Raw genomic sequence first — 18,004 nt, 5'->3', positions numbered from 1 at the left:
TATGAAACTTTTCCCATTTGGGGTGCTTTCAACACCCCTCGATTTGACAGCGAGGGCCTCACCACCCATGTTCGGGTCGAAACGGCCGATCCGAATCTCATCGAAAGCGGCTCGTAATTTCCCCGTAAGCTACTGGAACTACATGAATATCGTCATTGTGGAGTCGCCGGCGAAAGCCAAGACGATCAACAAGTATCTGGGCTCGTCCTACGAGGTTCTGGCCTCGTTCGGCCATGTCCGCGACCTCCCGGCGAAGAACGGTTCCGTCGATCCGGACGCAAATTTCAAGATGATCTGGGAGGTCGACCCCAAGGCGGCCGGCCGGCTCAACGATATCGCCAAGTCCCTGAAGAACGCCGACCGCCTGATTCTGGCGACCGACCCTGATCGCGAGGGCGAGGCCATCTCCTGGCACGTTCTGGAGGTGCTGAAGGAAAAGCGCGCGCTGAAGGACCAGAAGATCGAGCGCGTGGTGTTCAACGCCATCACCAAGCAGGCGGTCACGGATGCGATGAAGAATCCGCGCCAGATCGACGGCGCGCTGGTCGACGCCTACATGGCGCGCCGCGCGCTGGACTATCTGGTCGGCTTCACCCTCTCCCCCGTGCTCTGGCGCAAGCTGCCGGGCGCCCGTTCGGCGGGCCGCGTGCAGTCGGTGGCGCTGCGGCTGGTCTGCGACCGCGAACTGGAGATCGAGAAGTTCGTCGCGCGCGAATACTGGTCGTTGATCGCGACCCTGCTGACGCCGCGCGGCGACGCCTTCGAGGCGCGCCTGGTCGGCGCCGACGGCAAGAAGATCCAGCGTCTCGACATCGGCACCGGTGCGGAAGCCGAAGACTTCAAGAAGGCGCTGGAAGCGGCCGCCTACGCCGTGACCGCGGTCGATGCCAAGCCGGCCCGGCGCAATCCGCAGGCGCCCTTCACCACCTCGACGCTGCAGCAGGAAGCCAGCCGCAAATACGGTTTTGCGCCGGCGCACACGATGCGCATCGCCCAGCGCCTTTATGAAGGCATCGACATCGGCGGCGAGACCACCGGACTCATTACTTATATGCGTACCGACGGCGTGCAGATCGATCCGTCCGCGATCACCCAGGCGCGCAAGGTGATCGGCGAGGACTACGGCAACGCCTATGTGCCGGAGGCCCCGCGCCAGTATCAGGCCAAGGCCAAGAACGCCCAGGAAGCGCACGAAGCGATCCGTCCGACCGACATGTCGCGCCGCCCCGACAGCATGAGCCGCAAGCTCGATGCCGACCAGGCGCGACTCTACGAGCTGATCTGGAAGCGCACCATCGCGAGCCAGATGGAATCGGCCGAGCTCGAGCGCACCACCGTCGACATCACCGCGAAGGCAGGCTCCCGCACGCTGGAGCTGCGGGCGACGGGCCAGGTCGTCAAGTTCGACGGCTTCCTCGCGCTCTACCAGGAAGGCCGCGACGACGAGGAAGACGAGGACTCCCGCCGCCTGCCCGCGATGAGCCCGAACGACGCGCTCAAGCGACAGTCGCTCGCCGTCACCCAGCATTTCACCGAGCCGCCGCCGCGCTTCTCGGAGGCCTCGCTGGTCAAGCGCATGGAAGAGCTCGGCATCGGCCGTCCCTCGACCTATGCCTCGATCCTCCAGGTCCTGAAGGACCGCGGCTACGTCAAGCTCGAGAAGAAGCGCCTGCACGGCGAGGACAAGGGCCGCGTCGTGGTCGCCTTCCTCGAAAGCTTCTTCAGCCGCTACGTCGAATACGACTTCACCGCCAATCTGGAGGAGCAGCTCGACCGCATCTCCAACAACGAGATCTCCTGGCAGCAGGTGCTGAAGGACTTCTGGACCGGCTTCATCGGCGCCGTCGACGAGATCAAGGATCTGCGCGTCGCCCAGGTGCTCGACGTGCTCGACGACATGCTGGGCCAGCACATCTATCCGCCCCGCGCCGATGGCGGCGATATCAGGCAGTGCCCGAGTTGCGGCAACGGCCGGCTGAATCTCAAGGCCGGCAAGTTCGGCGCCTTCGTCGGCTGCTCGAACTATCCGGAATGCCGCTACACCCGCCAGCTCGCCGCCGACAGCGAGACCACCGCCGACCGTTCGCTCGGCCAGGACCCCGACACCGGTCGCGATGTCTGGGTCAAGGCCGGCCGCTTTGGGCCCTACATCCAGCTCGGCGAGCAGAAGGATTATGAGGAAGGCGAGAAGCCGAAGCGCGCGGGCATCCCGAAGGGCACCTCGCCGGGCGACGTCGAGCTCGAGCTTGCGCTGAAGCTGTTGTCGCTGCCGCGCGAGATCGGCAAGCATCCGGAGACCGGTCAGCCGATCACGGCAGGTCTCGGCCGCTTCGGGCCGTTCGTGAAGCACGAGAAGACCTACGCCAGCCTGGAGAGCGGCGACGAGGTCTTCGACATCGGCCTCAACCGCGCGGTGACGCTGATCGCGGAGAAGGTCGCCAAGGGCCCGAGCCGCCGCTTCGGCGCCGACCCCGGCAAGGCGATCGGCGATCATCCGACGCTGGGCACCGTCACGGTGAAGAGCGGCCGTTACGGCGCCTATGTCACGGCAGGCGGCGTCAACGCGACGATCCCGGCCGAGTTCGAAAAGGACACCGTCACGCTGCCGCAGGCGATCGCGCTGATCGACGAGCGCGCGGCCAAGGGCGGCGGCAAGAAGCCGAAGAAGGCGGCGAAGCCGCCCAAGGCCAAGAAGGCTGCGGCGAAGGCCGCCGACGGCGATGACGCCGCGCCGAAGCCGAAGAAACCGGCCGCGAAGAAGGCGGCCAAACCAAAATCCGAATCCACCAGCAAGGCGCGCGCCGCCGTGTCGTCGACCGCAAAAACGTCGCCGACCAAGGCCGCCGCCCCCAAGGCTCCGGCCAAGAAGAGTGCCGGCAAGACCTAGATCAAGAATTAGAGGTTAAGTGAAACGCAAGAATGACCATGGCTTTCCCGACCGGAGCGCCATCGTCGCCTTCATCAAGGCAAATCCCGGAAAGGTCGGGACCCGCGAAATTGCGCGCGAGTTCGGCCTGAAGAACGCCGATCGCATCGAGCTCAAGCGCATGCTGCGCGAGCTCGCCGACGACGGCACCATCAAGAAAAAACGCCACAAGGTTTCCGAGCCGGACGCGCTCCCGTCGACGCTGGTCGCCGACATCACCGGCCGCGACAGTGACGGCGAGCTGATCGCCTCCCCCACCGAATGGGACGAGGTCGAAAGCGGCGAACCGCCAAAAATCCTCATCGTCATGCCGCGCCGGCCAAAGCCCGGCACCGCGGCCGGTGTCGGCGATCGCGCGCTGCTGCGCGTCGAGCGCTCGGACGAGAACGAAGGTCCGGCCTATCGCGGCCACATCATCAAGGTCTTCGACAAGACGAAGAGCCGCATCCTCGGCGTGTTCCGCGAGCTTCCCGAAGGCGGCGGACGGCTGGTCCCGGTCGACAAGAAGTCCGCCGACCGCGAGCTGAACATCGCCGCAGCCGACGCGCACGGCGCCCGGGACGGCGACCTCGTCAGCGTCGACATCATCCGCTCGCGCAGCTTTGGGCTGGCATCAGGCCGGGTCAAGGAGAAGCTCGGCTCGGTCAAGTCGGAGAAGGCAATCAGCCTGATCGCGATCTACGCGCACGACATCCCCCTGCAGTTCCGGCCCGCGGCAGAGCGTGAAGCCGAAGCGGCAGAGCCGGCCAATCTGAAGGGACGTGAAGACTGGCGCGACGTGCCGCTCGTCACCATCGACCCGCCGGATGCGAAGGATCACGACGACGCGGTGCATGCGCAGCCCGATCCTGATCCGAACAACAGAGGCGGCTTCATCGTCGATGTCGCCATTGCCGATGTGAGCTTCTACGTGCGGCCGGGCACCGCGCTCGACCGCGACGCGCTCGATCGCGGCAACTCGGTGTATTTCCCGGACCGCGTTGTGCCGATGCTGCCCGAGCGCATCTCCAACAATCTCTGCTCGCTGGTGCCGGGCGAGCCGCGCGGCGCGCTCGCGGTGCGGATGGTGCTCGGCCCCGACGGGCGCAAGCGCTCGCACAGCTTCCACCGCATCCTGATGCGCTCGGCGGCGAAGCTGAACTATGCGCAGGCGCAGGCCGCGATCGACGGCCGGCCCGACGACACCACCGGACCCCTGCTCGATCCGATCCTGAGGCCGCTCTATGCCGCCTATGCCTGCGCCAAGCGCGCCCGCGACGAACGCGATCCGCTCAATCTCGATCTGCCCGAGCGCAAGATCCTCTTGAAGAGCGACGGCACGGTCGATCGCGTCGTCGTGCCTGAACGTCTCGATGCGCACAAGCTGATCGAGGAGTTCATGATCCTCGCCAACGTCGCGGCGGCCGAGATGCTGGAGAAGAAGTCGCTCCCGCTGATCTACCGCGTGCATGACGAGCCGACGCTGGAGAAGGTCCACGCACTCGCGGAGTTTCTGGAGACGCTGGACGTTCCCTTCGCGAAAGGCGGCGCGCTGCGCCCGGCTTTGTTCAACCGCGTGCTGGCGCAGCTCGAAGGCCACGACCACTTCCCGCTGGTGAGCGAGGTCGTGCTGCGCGCGCAGGCACAGGCCGAATACTCCTCCGAGAATTACGGTCATTTCGGCCTGAATTTGCGCCGCTACGCGCATTTCACCTCGCCGATCCGCCGCTATGCCGACCTCGTCGTGCACCGCGCGCTGGTCCGCGCGCTCGGCCTCGGCGAAGGCGCACTGCCCGACAGCGAGACGCCGGAAAGCCTCGGTGAGGTCGCAGCCCATATCTCGGTGACCGAGCGGCGCGCGATGAAGGCGGAGCGCGAGACCGTCGACCGGCTGATCGCCCATCACCTCGCCGACCGCATCGGCGCAAGCTTCCAGGGCCGCGTCTCCGGCGTCACGCGCGCCGGCCTGTTCGTCAAGCTCGCCGAGACCGGCGCCGACGGCCTGATCCCGATCCGATCCCTCGGCACGGAATATTTCAACTATGACGAGAGCCGACACGCGCTCGTCGGCACGCGCAGCGGCACCATGCATCAGCTGGGTGACGTCGTTGACGTCCGTCTGATAGAAGCAGCTCCCATCGCAGGCGCGCTGCGCTTCGAGCTGCTGTCGTCGACCGGCGAGACCGCGCCGCGCGGCCGCAGGCCATCCGGTCCGCAACGCCGCCCCTCGTTCAAGGCGCATCCTGGACGCAGTCCGGATAAAAAACGCAAGCCGCCGAAGCAAAAGTCCGGCAAACCCAAGAAGGGCAAGGGCAAGAACAAAGGAAAAGGCGGGGGTCAGAAGGGCAAGGCATGGTGACGACGAGCACGGCCCCAAAGATCTGGACGCGCGAGACCGGCCTCGTCGAGAAGCGCGACGTCTGGACGGCCATGAAGCGCGGCTTTCGCAGCCGCTGCCCGCGCTGCGGCGAGGGCAAGTTGTTCCGTGCCTTTCTCAAAACCGCGGACAATTGCGCGGTCTGCGGCCTCGATTTCACGCCGCATCGCGCCGACGATCTGCCGGCCTATCTCGTGATCGTCATCGTCGGCCACATCGTGGTGCCCACGATCCTCTGGATCGAGACCAACTACACCACGCCGGTCTGGCTCAGCTTCGCGGCCTATCTGCCCTTCACCTTCGTCGCCTCGCTCGCGCTGCTCCAGCCGGTCAAGGGAGCTGTGGTCGGCTTGCAATGGGCTCTGCGCATGCACGGCTTTGACGACAACCCTCCGGATGGTATTCCGCCGGTCTAAGCAAATAATCAAAAAGCGGTTTGGGTGAGGACATGACGGATACGTCGCAGGGAGCCGAGAAGGCCAAGATCCACGAGGGCAAGGAAGCCGACCACCATCCCTATTTCCGCCCCCGCGATGCGGCGACGCTGATCCTGGTCGATCGCAGCGGCAGCATTCCAAAAGTCCTGGTCGGCAAGCGCCACGACAAGGTGGTGTTCATGCCCGGAAAGTTCGTCTTCCCCGGCGGTCGTGTCGACAAGGACGATTACCGCGTGCCGTGTGCAGCACCCATCACCGCCGAGCTGGAAGCCAATCTCGCCAAGGGCAGCCCGAAGACTCCGGCCTCGCGCGCAAAGTCGCTGGCGATTGCCGCAATCCGCGAGGCCTGCGAAGAGACCGGCCTCTGCCTCGGACGCAAGGCCGAGGGGAAAGCGAAACTCGAAGGCGCCTGGAAGCCGTTCGCGGATGCGGGCCTGCTGCCCGATCCCTCCAGCCTGTTCCTGATCGCACGCGCGATCACCCCGCCCGGCCGCGTCAAGCGGTTCGATACCCGCTTCTTCACCGCGGATGCCTCCGCGATCACCCACCGCGTCGAGGGAGTGATCCATGCGGATGCCGAGCTGGTCGAGCTGGTCTGGGTCGAGCTCGGCTCAAAGCCGCTCGCCGATCTGCATCCGATGACACGCAACGTGCTCAACGAGCTCGACACCCGCCTTGCCACCGGCCCGCTCCGCCACGATGCGCCGGTGCCGTTCTTCCATTTCTACGGCGGCAAGATGCAGAAGGATATCTTGGGCTGATCCAGCCGCCGAACTCTCCAGGCTCGTTCACGCGATCAGCAAACTCAGCGCGGCACCTCTGAAGGCGCGGTCTTCGCTGCCACCTTGTCCGTGACCGATCGCCCATTGCTGCGGCCACGCCAGCTGATCCAGCCCTCGCGCCGTCGCAGAGGTGAAAGACGACCAGCGCGTGGAATCGTGACGGCGGTACAAGAGACCGCCCGGACCCATGTCCGGGTAGATCGCGACGTGAATATCGAAACCCTCGCCCGCCGGAAGATCAGGTCCAAACCAATAGGTTGGGCTTCGCCCCGGCTCACGAGCAACGATCGCTGTCAGGGTTTGCCTCGGTCCCCGAAGCCCAAGCCAGAACGGCGCGATCGAACCCGGCGCGAAAGCCGTGAAAATCGTCTGGACCGCTGCGACATCGGTCGCAGCACTTTGCCCCACAAGCCTCAGCTCGATCCGCCGCCCGCTCTCCACGCATCCGCTGAACGGCGCTTCGGCTTCCCCGAGCGGCAGCTCCCTCCACAGGGCGGGATCAGGATCCGACAGCGGCCATTCCATCCTCTCCCTGACAACGCCGTCGGTATCGAGCACCTGATAACGCAGGCCTTCCTCGTCAAGCGCGGCTTGAACGCAATGCAGATACTCGACGCCTTCCGGCATCCTGTGAGCCGTTCCCGCGCCCGCAGTGCAGATCTGCAGGACACCGCGATGCGCCTGCACGTCGAAGGCGAGGATGTGGCTGCACAGATAGGCAAGCACGTTTTCGTTCACCAGGATGTCCCAGAACGGGCGAGCATATTCGTGGCCGATCTCGCGCTGATACGTCCCCGTAAAGCCGTTGATCGGAAACACCGGATGATGGCCAAGGACGAGCTTGTGTCGGGCATCGCCATGCTCTCTGAGCGTTGTTTCGAGCCACGCGAGCTCGACATGGCCCTCACCTCCAAGGCCGCTCCAGAGCGTGTTGACGAACACCATCAGGAGGTCGCCGCGCCGCACGAAGTAGGAGAGACCCGCCTGTCCCGGCGGCCCATTCTTCGGCAGCGCGAGCACGGCGCGAAACGCCGCCTCGCTCATCAAATCATAGGTCGTGTGATTGCCGGTTGTGTGCCACATCGGAATGGCCGCACGGTCGAGCCATGCCATTTCCGTATCCAGCCAATAGCGCCACTGCGCGCGGAGCGCGTCCGGATCCGGCGTTAGTCCAATGATTTCATCGCCCGGAAAGAGAATGAATTCAGGCTGCGGTCTCAGGCGTCGAACGACCGCGTTGACCGAGGCGAAGGTCTTTTCATGCAATCCGCCCGGCACGCCCGAACAGGAGTCGCCATACAACAGGAATTGATGGCCCTTGCCGCGCGGTAGAATCGCGGGAATGGAATTATTCGCTGAGGTCATGGCCTTCCATTGCGGTGTTCGGCCGCGAGGATGGCAATTTCCGCAACGGGTAGCAACAGGCCGTGGCTGGACCTAATCAGGAATCATCAGGCTCGGTGCCGACATAGTCGCGCGCCGGCAATTTCAGGACGCGGCAGATCTCGCTTGCGAGCTTGTCCGCCTCCTCGCGCCTGGTGAAGCTCTGAAGCGTGATCGGCTCGGTGCCCCTGTTGCCGCAGAGATTGACGTCGTAGGTCGTCAGATCCGCATCATAGTCATCGGTGATGCTGACGAAGTGATAGTCGGCGAGATCGCGGTGCTTGCGAATATTGAGCGGGCCGAACTGCCTGGTGATGACGATCTGGCGCAGCGTCTCGTTGAGCACGACGAAAGTGCGGTACGTCAGCAGGATCATTCCGGGGATGCCGACGAGCAGTCCCAACCCCGTGAACACCAGTACCGGCACGAGATCATCGGCGAGCCGGCCGAAGCCGGAAAAATCCTGGCGCAGGCCGAGGCCGACATTCCACAAGAGATAACCGCTCGCGGCCAGCAGCGGCAGCGACAGCAGGCGGCCGACCCAGGGCATGGGCCGGTCGATGCGAACGGTGCCGCCGTCCACGGTCATTGCGCCTGCCATTGAAGGTCTCCTCACGGGTCCTGGCTTGGTCGGGGCGAGCGCGGGATTGGTTCGATGGCTTCCCCTTGTCATTCCGGGGCGCCGCGGAGCGGCGAGCCCGGAATGACGGAAACATGCTGAGCGTGTCGCGAAAAACGAAAAAATCTTCCCGCCTCCCCCAATGGCGGAGTTCCCGCGCGCACCTATGTCTTCCCTAACGACACCCAGAACGGATACGGGGCGATGGCACAACGGCAACTCAAGCTTGGCGCGTTCATGCGCCCGATCAGCATCCACACCGGCGCCTGGCGCTATCCCGGGGCTTGGCCGGACGCAAATTTCAACTTCGGCCATATCAAGACGCTGATCCAGAAGCTCGAGGCCGGCAAGTTCGACGCCTTCTTCATGGCCGATCACCTCGCCGTGCTGAACATGCCCGTCAATGCACTCAAGCGCAGCCACACCGTGACCTCGTTCGAGCCGTTCACGCTGCTGTCGGCGCTGTCCGCCGTCACCGAGCGCATCGGCCTGATCGCGACGGGCTCGACGACGTTTGACGAGCCCTACCACGTGGCGCGCCGCTTCGCCTCGCTCGACCATCTCAGCGGCGGGCGCGCGGGCTGGAACATCGTCACCACCTCGAATCCGGACGCGGCGCTGAATTTCGGCCTCGACGACCACATGGAGCATGCCGAGCGCTACAAGCGCGCCCGCGAGTTCTACGACGTCGTCACCGGCCTCTGGGATTCCTTCGCCGACGACGCCTTCGTGCGCGACGTCGAAAGCGGCGTGTTCGTCGATCCCGCGAAGATGCACGTGCTCGACCACAACGGCAAATATCTGAAGGTGCGCGGCCCCCTCAACATCGCGCGGCCCGTGCAGGGCTGGCCGGTGATCGTGCAGGCCGGCGCATCGGAGGACGGCAGGCAGCTTGCGGCAGAGACGGCGGAAGCCGTGTTCACCGGCGGCGGCCCCCTCACCGACGGCCAAAAACTCTATGCCGACATCAAGGGCCGCATGGAGAAGATCGGCCGCGATCCCGAACATCTCAAGATTCTTCCCGGCGCCTTCGTCGTGGTCGGCGACAGCGTCGATGAGGCCAAGGAGAAGCGCGCGCTGCTCGACAGCCGCGTGCATTACGACAGCGCCATCGCCTCGCTCTCGGTCATCCTCGGCACGGACGCCTCGGGCTTCGATCCGGACGGGCAACTGCCGGAGATTCCGGAGACCAACGCCAGCAAGAGCGGCCGCCAGCGCATGGTCGACCTCGCCAGGCGCGACAAGCTCACGGTGCGCCAGCTCGCCCAGCGCGTCGGCGGCTATGGCGGGCTGTCCTTCGTCGGCACCGCCAAGACCATCGCCGACCAGATGGAGGAATGGCTGGTCGGGCGCGGCTCCGACGGCTTCAACATCATGTTCCCGTTCCTGCCCGCCGGCCTCGACGATTTCGTCGACAAGGTGGTGCCGGAGCTGCAGCGTCGCGGGATTTTCCGCAAAGAGTATGAAGGGGCCACTTTGAGGGAGAATCTGGGCCTGCCGCGGCCGAAAAACCGGTTCTTCGAGGCGTAATGGGACCGTTTTGGGTGGTTTTCCGCCCTAGAGCCCCGTTCGGGGCTCTAGGTTGTTGTTTTTGACGCGTTTTCTTGACGCGAACCGGTGCCCACTTCGCTCGAAAACGCTTCGAAACCTTGACATCAGGCGGTTTCTGGCTAGGTTGCCGGCCAACGCGGGCCGTTTGGCCGGCTCCAGATTCCCTTCATTCCTGAGGTTCTGAACATGGCCAAAGCGGTCACCATCAAGGTCAAGCTCGTGTCCTCGGCTGACACCGGCTTCTACTACGTCGCCAAGAAGAATTCGCGCACCATGACCGACAAGCTGGTCAAGAAGAAGTACGATCCGGTCGCGCGCAAGCACGTCGAATTCCGCGAAGCCAAGATCAAGTAAGAAGATCAAGTAAGATCGCGGAATAAGCTACGGACTTTTGACGGGGCCTCACGGCCCCGTTTTTATTTTGCGGCTCACGTCTCGGACGGCCGGCTCAGTCGTTGCGTAAAGCGGTGTCGGACCGAACACGCGTCACTTCGGCTGCATCGATCGGGGCAGCGGCACCACCCCAGCTATTTCTGACAAAGCTGAGCACCGCCGCGACCTGGCGATCATCGAGCTGCCAGCCGTAGGACGGCATGCCGGGTGCCGTCGGCTCGGCCTTGGTGCCGACGCTTCGCGCACCACGGAGCACCATTCGGATTGCCGTTGTGGGATCATTTGATTGCACCATCGTAGACTCTGCGAGGGCGGGAAACAGGTGTGGAACGCCCTTGCCTTCGATCCCGTGGCAGGCGGAACATTGGTCTCGGTAGATCGCGCCTCCGGCCGCCATCACGTTCGCACCCACCGGGGCAAGCCTCGCCTCATCCTTGTTGCCCGGCAATGATTTCAGATACGTCGCAATAGCCTTCGTATCCTCATCCTTCATCCTGGACGTCGACAGCTCGACGGCCTCCGCCATCGGCCCTGTCGCAGCGGTAGCGCGATTGTGCCCCGTCTTGAGGTAGAGCGCGACATCGTCTGCCGTCCAACTGCCCAGTCCTGTCCGCCGGTTGTTGGTGATGTCAGGCGCCGACCAGCCCTGGAGATTTGCTCCCTGCAGATATTGATCGGTTCGATCGCCTCCGAGCAGCGTCTTCGGCGTATGGCAGGCTCCGCAATGCGCCGGCCCGTCGACGATGAACTTGCCGCGATTCCATTCGGCGGATTTGGTCGGTTCCGGCTTGTATTCACCTGCCGTGAAGTAGAGCGCGTTCCACACGATCATCGTTGAGCGGATATTGAATGGAAACGGAAGCGTATCCGCGTTGCGCGAATTTCGGACCGGCTCCAGCGAAGTCAGATAGGCCCGGATTGCCATCACATCGTCACGCGACATCCGAGTGTACGCATTGTAAGGCATGGCCGGATAGAGATGCGCGCCGGTTCGTCCGATACCCTTTCTCACCGCGGCATCGAATTGATCGTCGCTCCAGGCTCCAATGCCCGTTTCCAGATCGGGCGTGACATTGGGCGATATGATGTTGCCGAACGGCGTTTCGATCGGCCGCCCACCCGAAAACGGCTTGCCGCCGGGAACGGTATGGCAGCCGGCACAGTCCGACAGGATCGACAGATAGCGCCCGCGTTCGATCTGGGTGAACTCTTGCATGTTTGCGGAGCCGGCATGCGCGCGGCCAGCCAGCGACGCCGAAGCGAGCACTGCGCAAACGAGCGTGCATACGCGCGGAATCCTACGCATCGACCAGCCTTCCGGGATTCTTGAGGTACTGGTTCCGGATCGCGGCCGCCGACCAATAAGCGAGCGCGCCGACCGTGAGCGTCGGGTTGTAGCCGGCGTTCTGCGGAAAGGCGCTTGCCCCCATCACGAACAGATTCGGGACATCCCAGCTCTGCAGGTATTTGTTGAGGACGCTTGTCTTGGGATCGGCCCCCATGATCGCACCGCCGTTGAGATGCGTCGTCTGGTAGGTCGTTATGTCGTATGGCGCGGTCCGATACTGCACGGCGAGCTTTTCAGCGCCCATCGCCTTGATGATCTCGGCGAACTTGTCGGTGAGAAACTTATTCTGCTTGATCTCGTTCTCCTTGAGATCCATCGTGATCCGCATCAGCGGACGCCCGAACCGGTCCTTATAGGCGGGGTCGAGATCCAGGTAGATGTCGCGGTAGGCGTAGAAGCTGCCATGCACACCAGTGCCGGGCTTGACCGTGCTGAGATAATTGTCCTTCACCGCCTTCTTCCAGTCGGCGCCCCATGCCGGCGTTCCCGGCGGCACCAGGGTGCTTTCGATCGGACGAGCACCTGTCTGCACCTGGCCGACATAGCCGCCGCCGACGAAACCATGCGGCCCGTGATCGAAATTGTCGCCGTTGAACTCGTCGATACACATCCCGATCGAACCCGATGCGATGAACGGGTTGAAGTTGAACTTCTTGTTGTCGAAGAAGCCATTGACCGACGAGATCGTCTGGTGGGTGTAGTTGCGGCCGACGACCCCAGTGTTGGTGACGGGGTCGTAGGGCTGCCCGATTTGCGAATGCAGAAGAAGCTGCACGTTGAACATCGTGTAAGCCGACAGGATCACGAGGTCGGCCTGCTGCTCCCATTCTTCGCCGCTCGAGTCCACGAATGTCACGCCGGTAGCGCGCTTGCCTGAACGATCGACATTGATCCTAACAACCTCTGAATTGTCGCGGAGGCTGAAGTTCGATTTTCGAATGAGATGCGGCAGGATGGTTGTTTGCGGGCTGGCCTTGGAATAATTGCCGCAGCCAAACCACTCGCAGAAGCCACAATAGGTGCAGGGGCCAAGGCGCATGCCCAGCGGGTTCGTATAGGCTTGCGAGAGATTGCCCGAAGGCTGCGGGAACGGCTTGTAGCCGAGCTCGCGCGCGGCTTTCCCGAACAGCGTATGGCTGAACGGCTGGGCCTGCGCCGGGGTCGGATAAGGACGGGACCGCGGCCCTTCGAACGGATTGCCGCCGTCCATGATCTTGCCGCTCAGATTTCCGGCCGTCCCCGACGTACCGCACAGATATTCAAAGCGATCGTAATGCGGCTCGAGCTCGTCATAGGTCACGCCCCAATCCTGGATCGTCATATCCAGGGGCAGGAACGCCGCGCCATAGCGTTCGGTCAGATGTGTCTTCAGCACGAAATCCGACGGGAGAAACCGCCACATTTCGGCATTCCAGTGCACGCCCCCGCCGCCGACGCCGTTCGGCGGCATGAACGCGCCCCAGCTCCGGATCGGCAGCGCCGTCTGGTCCATCTTGTTGCGGAACGTGAACGTCAGCTGGTCCGGACGCAGGAACAGCTCGTGCCGGATGCGATAACGAAGTTCGTCCTGCATGTAGCCCGGCGGAAAATCCGTCGGCGCGTCGCGCCATGGACCGCGCTCGAAAGCGATGACCTCGAGCCCCTCGTCGGTCAGCTCATTAGCCATGATCGCGCCGGTCCAGCCGAAACCGACGATGACGACGTCTTTCCTGGGAAGCCTTCGGGACATGCTACGACCTCGTCCATTGCGCGTTGCCGGTCATGCCAACCGGCGGCAGCGGAAAGCGCTCGTTGTGGCGGTTCACCCAATCGAGATAGTTGTAGCGCGCGCCCGGATAGCCGATCATCTTCCACGCGACCATGTCGCGGTTCCCGCCATAGATCGGGTCCGCGAAAAATCCCATCTGGGCGTCCTTGACGAGTTGCGTGAAGAACGCCTTGCCGTCGACGCCGTCGAGCTTGAGCTCGCCCTTGTCGACCGCCTTCAGAAGCGCGATCCTGTCGTCGCCGAAGAGCTCGGCGAAGGGCTTTCCACCACTGTGCTGCTTGCACGCACGATCGAATGCAGCGAGACCGTCCCGATAATCCTGTGCCGGACCGTTCGCCGACTGATGGCCCTGATTCTTCAGGCCGGCCTGAAACGGTGGGCGCACATACAATCCCTCCTGCCGGCCGTAAGGCCCAGCCAGCTGCCGGTCGATGAACACGGCGCAGCCGGCATCCTTGCCGCCCGGCGTCTCCGGATCCGGCGGGATGATGCAATCAACGAGTGCCTCCATGGCTCTGCCTTCTTCGCCGTTGAAGAACTCCCACGGCCCAAGCTTGATTGGCGGCGGCGGATTTCCCGCATTTGGAGCCCAGGGCAACCTCCCTGCGATTGTGGCGGCTTTGACGGTCGTCGCGCTGAACAGCAGCAGGGCCGTCCCAGCAAGAAATTCCCTGCGTCGCAGGCCGATCATTGTGGGCGTCCCCTGTTTCATTTTTTCTTCCTCGTCGGTCCACCGCGCTGGAACTTCGATGAGCTTTCGGAGGAGTGAAACGCCTCCACGTCGCTCACGACCTGCATCTATCGGTCATGATCGACAACAATTGCCCGTGAACACCTCACCGACTCTCAACGCGCGGCTTCTCGTTGTACGATCGCAAATTGATCGCGTATTTCACGAAGCCGGCGCGTTTCCAAAAAAACACGGAGCCGATTGCTGCGAGCAGGCAGCGGAATCTCGCGGCAAGTCTCCTGTGTCCCGGACGCGCTGCAGTGCGCAACGTTGCTGCGCTGCGTCCGGGGCACGAGACCGAAGTTGACGCGCTGCTCTTTCTCCACGCCGTCGTTGCGGGGAGTTCTTGCGACGGAGCAATCCAGAGCCGTTCCGCCGAGGGCCACGCTTTGTGTGGATGGCGAGTTTATAGGCAGATGCCACCTCAACCCTCGGTTGCCCAATCCGAAATGTATGTTACCGTGCATTTACCGGGGCGGTATCTCCGTCCCGAATTTGGGAAGGACATGCTCATGAAATTCTCGTCAAGCTTTGTCGTGCCCTCAGCCGTCGCTGTCTTATCAACTGCCTTGCTGTGCGCCCCGGCAGCGTCGCAAATCCCGACTGGCTCCGCCGCCACGATTCCCCCTGTCACGGTCGACGCGCCGAAACAGGTGGCAAAGCCGCGCGTGTCGGAGCGGGGAGCAAACACAACGGCGCCGCGTCGGACTGCGTCAACCGCTCGAACGTCAACCGCGAGCACGCCTTCGTATGCGCCGGGCTCGGTGATGGGGAGGCTTGCCAGCCTGGAGAAAGTCGCCAGGAGCTGCAACGGTGGCTGTGCATCAAGCTTCCCAAGCGGCAAAGATCCCTGGGTCGGATGCAGCGAGTCGGGCGGCGGTACGGACTATGGACCTTTCTCGCCAACGTGCCGAGACACCATCACCCATAAATCCTACCTGGATTGCGTTGAAACCAAGGTGTTCCTGGGCGAAAACCGAAACAAGGCCCACTGGTTTTGCAGCAGCCTGGCCGCCGGCAACAGGTTTAAGGTCGCCGAACTCAAGCGATCAGGACGTCGCTAGTCCATACCGCCCGCTGGCTTTCTGTTTCAGTTGAACCTGGACCCGATGTCGGCCAGCGCTGGCCGCTGCTAGCCCCAGCGTCGCCCGCCGGTCGCGCGCAAGCGCACCGTCGAGGTGACGCTGCGCTGTGTCCGGGGCACGAGAGCAAAGACAGGCGCGCTGCTGGCGGCGGTGGCCCATTCTTTTGCGTTCCACAAGCAAACGATTCTTTCTGCATTTGAACGACGAGACCGCGTCAGGTCGCGGGTATGCGATCAAGCGCGCTTGTTCAGCGCAGATGTCGATCCAACTCCTCTCGCACCGGCAGCACGATTGCACCGGGCAATGATGGAGATGGATCATGACTGGACTTAAAATTCTCGCTGCCGTGGCTTTGTTGTCGGGCCTGACCGCAAGCGCCGCCTACGCGCAATCCGGCTTTGCGAGCAGCCATCCTGATACGTACGAGGCTGAGAACCCCAATCGCAACCTGAACGGCACGCTGACGCCGGCCGGTCGGCTGGGCCTCGAGTTGCCGGATGGCGCAGCTCCTGCGCAAGGCGCGGACAGCGCCATGGCTCGCGCAGACGGCACTGCTTCACGTTCCTGCGCGGAGCGTTATCGATCCTACGATCCGGCAACGGGCACCTACCTCGGGTGGGACGGCAACCGCCATATCTGCAGGTAATGCAAAGCCGCAAGTCACCGGATCACGTGGACGTCCGAACGGATGGCCAGATGACCCGGTTGGATTCGAGGCGCCGTCGAGATGGCGTCTCGAACTTTCCATGACACCTTACGCGTCACGGCCAACGCGTGATTCTCCTCGGGTCTTCATGCTCATCGTTCTGCCGGAGGAGACACCTCGGGTGCCGACGCTCGTGACAGCGCGCCCCGAAGCGCCGCGTTGCCTCCAAGGCACGAGCGCAGAAGCAGATGTGTGCTCCTGACTTGTCGCGTCCGCTATGCGCATGGAAGACGACGTTGATACCTGGTTGCCCATGTCAATGATGGGCCACGAACGGACATCCGGCACGCTTCCCAATCCCTCGAAAACGCGGTCATATGGCGTCCGGGTACACTTGGCGTTTTGGCGCGAGGGTATCCGCTTGCACGGGGAGAACGCGCGTGAAGGAACTCGCTGGAAAGACTGTGTTCGTGACCGGTGCAGCGTCAGGCATTGGACTGGGGATCGCGACCGCCTTCGCCCAAGCGGGGGCGAAGGTCATGCTTTGCGACATTGAAGAAGCGGCTCTGTCCGCAGCGCTCGAGCAACTGAGGCTCACCAACGTCGATGTCGACGGCGTGAAAGCGGACGTTTCACTCAAAGCCGAACTCGCGGCGGCCGCCGAAGCCACGACTGCTCGCTATGGCAAGGTGCATATCCTCGTCAACAACGCGGGCGTCGGCGGCGGTGGGCCTTATGGCGCCTGGACCGAGGCGTCGTGGAACTGGACCTTGGGCGTCAACCTGATGGCGACCATTTGGGGGATCGAGATTTTCGGGCCGTTGATCGAGCAGCATGGCGAGGGTGGACACATCGTCTCCACAGCCTCGATCGCTGGCCTCATTTCAGGAGAGAGCAACGCATACAACGTCTCCAAGTATGGCGTTGTCGCGCTGTCCGAGGGCCTGCGGCGTGAACTCGCGCCCCGAGGGATTGGCGTATCGGTGCTGTGTCCAGGGATCATCCGCACTCAAATCATGGACTCGAGACGCAATCTCCCCAAACGCTTCGAGGGGGCGCTTCCTCCCTTGCCGACTTCGGGCCCACGTGCCGAGTGGATCAATATGCTCCGGGAACGCATCTCTCAGGGCATAGAACCCAACTATGTCGGCGAACTCGTCCGCGAAGGCGTCGAAAAGGACTTGCCATATATCTTCACCGACCTCGAATTTGAGCCGATGATCGAAGCGCGCTTCGCCGCAATCAAGCAAGGCTTTGACCACATCCGCGGGCGCACCCCGAAACGTTGAGCGCGCAGCCCTTCCACCAGCCTTAGCGGCTAACACGAATATTCGGATAGGGCTGAAACCGGCTTCAAAGCCGTTGCGCAGTGGACCGCCAATGTCTCAGTTGGATCAAAATGCGAAGAACTCAGAGTGAGCAAAGTCAGTCCGCTCTACCTCACCAGGCGGACCTCAATGAAAGGTGTCGCCACTTCGCTGATGGGCCAGAAGCGGACGACGAGACCGAGCGTCTTGGCATCCCCAAGGCCAACGATAAGCTCGAACTTCTCCGGTGACTGCGTCCATCTGGGCTTGCCTTACGAACCCACTGACTACACGCTACCCAAATGAGCAGATTCCACGCCCGAGGTAAGGTCGTGATCGGCGCCACGGCACTCCGTGCGCTTGTGCTGACTGCAGCTTTTTTCGCGGCGTTGTCGCCGGCCACCTGCCTTGGTGAAAACAGCAACCGCTTGCCGGCCAAGGCTACAAAGGAGCTACCACCCGAGTTGCTCTCGCTGCTCCGACAAAAGAAGATGCCAAAATACTCGCCTATCCTTGTGCGCGTCTTCAAGCAAGAGGCGGAGCTCGAAGTCTGGAAACAGGACACCACCGGCCTCTTCAAAATCCTCAAGGTGTACCCGATCTGTCGGTGGTCGGGGGATCTCGGGCCGAAACTGAAGGAGGGTGACCGTCAGGCTCCAGAGGGGTTCTATAC

General features: G+C 63.1%; 13 protein-coding genes and 1 pseudogene. 9 read left to right on the top strand and 5 right to left on the bottom strand.

Translation table 11 applies throughout. The annotated features are described in order from the left end of the window. Window positions 1–142: 142 nt before the first annotated feature. Genes topA through AC1DW2_RS30775 form a run of 4 tightly spaced genes read left to right on the top strand, consistent with a single transcriptional unit; the run spans window position 143 to window position 6,480 of the window. Window positions 143–2,887, top strand: a complete 2,745-nt coding sequence (gene topA / locus AC1DW2_RS30790; protein ID WP_354096584.1) for a type I DNA topoisomerase — start codon at window positions 143–145, stop codon at window positions 2,885–2,887. Between the two features lie 19 nt (window positions 2,888–2,906). Next, window positions 2,907–5,264: a ribonuclease R gene (gene rnr / locus AC1DW2_RS30785; RefSeq protein ID WP_354096583.1), complete on the top strand. Its 2,358-nt coding sequence runs from the start codon at window positions 2,907–2,909 to the stop codon at window positions 5,262–5,264. Next, on the top strand, window positions 5,258–5,698 hold the full coding sequence (locus AC1DW2_RS30780; RefSeq protein ID WP_014494700.1) for a DUF983 domain-containing protein: 441 nt from the start codon (window positions 5,258–5,260) through the stop codon (window positions 5,696–5,698). The genes rnr and AC1DW2_RS30780 overlap by 7 nt, the downstream gene beginning before the upstream one ends. A gap of 32 nt (window positions 5,699–5,730) precedes the next feature. Further along, the gene (locus AC1DW2_RS30775; RefSeq protein ID WP_354096582.1) at window positions 5,731–6,480 is read left to right on the top strand and encodes an NUDIX hydrolase; all 750 of its coding nucleotides are present in this window, start codon (window positions 5,731–5,733) and stop codon (window positions 6,478–6,480) included. 27 nt (window positions 6,481–6,507) lie between these two features. Here AC1DW2_RS30775 and AC1DW2_RS30770 read toward each other — a convergent pair whose 3' ends face one another. Both AC1DW2_RS30770 and AC1DW2_RS30765 read right to left on the bottom strand, forming a co-directional pair. After that, entirely contained in the window at window positions 6,508–7,866 is a 1,359-nt protein-coding gene (locus AC1DW2_RS30770) for a metallophosphoesterase family protein (protein ID WP_354096581.1), read from the bottom strand. Between the two features lie 76 nt (window positions 7,867–7,942). Next, complete coding sequence (locus AC1DW2_RS30765) at window positions 7,943–8,485, bottom strand: hypothetical protein (protein ID WP_354096580.1); 543 nt, start codon at window positions 8,483–8,485, stop codon at window positions 7,943–7,945. A 222-nt stretch (window positions 8,486–8,707) separates the two neighbouring features. On the opposite strand from AC1DW2_RS30765, the gene AC1DW2_RS30760 reads away from it, so the two are divergent. Then, complete coding sequence (locus AC1DW2_RS30760) at window positions 8,708–10,033, top strand: LLM class flavin-dependent oxidoreductase (RefSeq protein WP_354096579.1); 1,326 nt, start codon at window positions 8,708–8,710, stop codon at window positions 10,031–10,033. Between the two features lie 207 nt (window positions 10,034–10,240). Further along, entirely contained in the window at window positions 10,241–10,408 is a 168-nt protein-coding gene (gene rpmG / locus AC1DW2_RS30755) for a 50S ribosomal protein L33 (RefSeq protein WP_007603295.1), read from the top strand. 94 nt (window positions 10,409–10,502) lie between these two features. Here the strand turns inward: rpmG and AC1DW2_RS30750 are convergent, their stop codons facing one another. The 3 genes from AC1DW2_RS30750 to AC1DW2_RS30740 all read right to left on the bottom strand — a co-directional run bounded on the left by AC1DW2_RS30750 (window position 10,503) and on the right by AC1DW2_RS30740 (window position 14,254). Then, window positions 10,503–11,663: a c-type cytochrome gene (locus AC1DW2_RS30750; protein ID WP_354096578.1), complete on the bottom strand. Its 1,161-nt coding sequence runs from the start codon at window positions 11,661–11,663 to the stop codon at window positions 10,503–10,505. Window positions 11,664–11,745: 82 nt separating this feature from the next. Then, window positions 11,746–13,524, bottom strand: coding sequence for a GMC family oxidoreductase (locus AC1DW2_RS30745; protein ID WP_354096577.1), 1,779 nt, complete (start codon window positions 13,522–13,524; stop codon window positions 11,746–11,748). Window position 13,525: 1 nt separating this feature from the next. Further along, window positions 13,526–14,254, bottom strand: a complete 729-nt coding sequence (locus tag AC1DW2_RS30740) for a gluconate 2-dehydrogenase subunit 3 family protein (RefSeq protein ID WP_354096602.1) — start codon at window positions 14,252–14,254, stop codon at window positions 13,526–13,528. A 1,443-nt stretch (window positions 14,255–15,697) separates the two neighbouring features. Here AC1DW2_RS30740 and AC1DW2_RS30735 point away from each other — a divergent pair. The 3 genes and pseudogenes from AC1DW2_RS30735 to AC1DW2_RS30725 form a co-directional block, all read left to right on the top strand. Continuing rightward, entirely contained in the window at window positions 15,698–16,024 is a 327-nt protein-coding gene (locus AC1DW2_RS30735) for a BA14K family protein (RefSeq protein ID WP_014494689.1), read from the top strand. 440 nt (window positions 16,025–16,464) lie between these two features. Continuing rightward, on the top strand, window positions 16,465–17,313 hold the full coding sequence (locus tag AC1DW2_RS30730) for an SDR family NAD(P)-dependent oxidoreductase (RefSeq protein WP_135215738.1): 849 nt from the start codon (window positions 16,465–16,467) through the stop codon (window positions 17,311–17,313). A 350-nt stretch (window positions 17,314–17,663) separates the two neighbouring features. After that, window positions 17,664–18,004: pseudogene (locus AC1DW2_RS30725) on the top strand (L,D-transpeptidase family protein); the annotation flags it as partial.

Source organism: Bradyrhizobium sp. P3_C3, assembly GCF_056402655.1.
Note: the sequence above shows the minus strand (reverse complement) of the source record. Positions and strands in the feature narration are given on the sequence as shown.

Bases quoted from the DNA above. Each gene is read 5' to 3' on its own strand.
- rpmG (WP_007603295.1), top strand. From the start codon at position 10,241: ATGGCCAAAGCGGTCACCATCAAGGTCAAGCTCGTGTCCTCGGCTGAC.
- AC1DW2_RS30735 (WP_014494689.1), top strand. From the start codon at position 15,698: ATGACTGGACTTAAAATTCTCGCTGCCGTGGCTTTGTTGTCGGGCCTG.
- topA (WP_354096584.1), top strand. From the start codon at position 143: ATGAATATCGTCATTGTGGAGTCGCCGGCGAAAGCCAAGACGATCAAC.
- AC1DW2_RS30770 (WP_354096581.1), bottom strand. From the start codon at position 7,866: ATGACCTCAGCGAATAATTCCATTCCCGCGATTCTACCGCGCGGCAAG.
- AC1DW2_RS30775 (WP_354096582.1), top strand. From the start codon at position 5,731: ATGACGGATACGTCGCAGGGAGCCGAGAAGGCCAAGATCCACGAGGGC.
- AC1DW2_RS30750 (WP_354096578.1), bottom strand. From the start codon at position 11,663: ATGCAAGAGTTCACCCAGATCGAACGCGGGCGCTATCTGTCGATCCTG.
- AC1DW2_RS30780 (WP_014494700.1), top strand. From the start codon at position 5,258: ATGGTGACGACGAGCACGGCCCCAAAGATCTGGACGCGCGAGACCGGC.
- AC1DW2_RS30765 (WP_354096580.1), bottom strand. From the start codon at position 8,485: ATGGCAGGCGCAATGACCGTGGACGGCGGCACCGTTCGCATCGACCGG.
- AC1DW2_RS30740 (WP_354096602.1), bottom strand. From the start codon at position 14,254: ATGATCGGCCTGCGACGCAGGGAATTTCTTGCTGGGACGGCCCTGCTG.
- AC1DW2_RS30760 (WP_354096579.1), top strand. From the start codon at position 8,708: ATGGCACAACGGCAACTCAAGCTTGGCGCGTTCATGCGCCCGATCAGC.
- AC1DW2_RS30745 (WP_354096577.1), bottom strand. From the start codon at position 13,524: ATGTCCCGAAGGCTTCCCAGGAAAGACGTCGTCATCGTCGGTTTCGGC.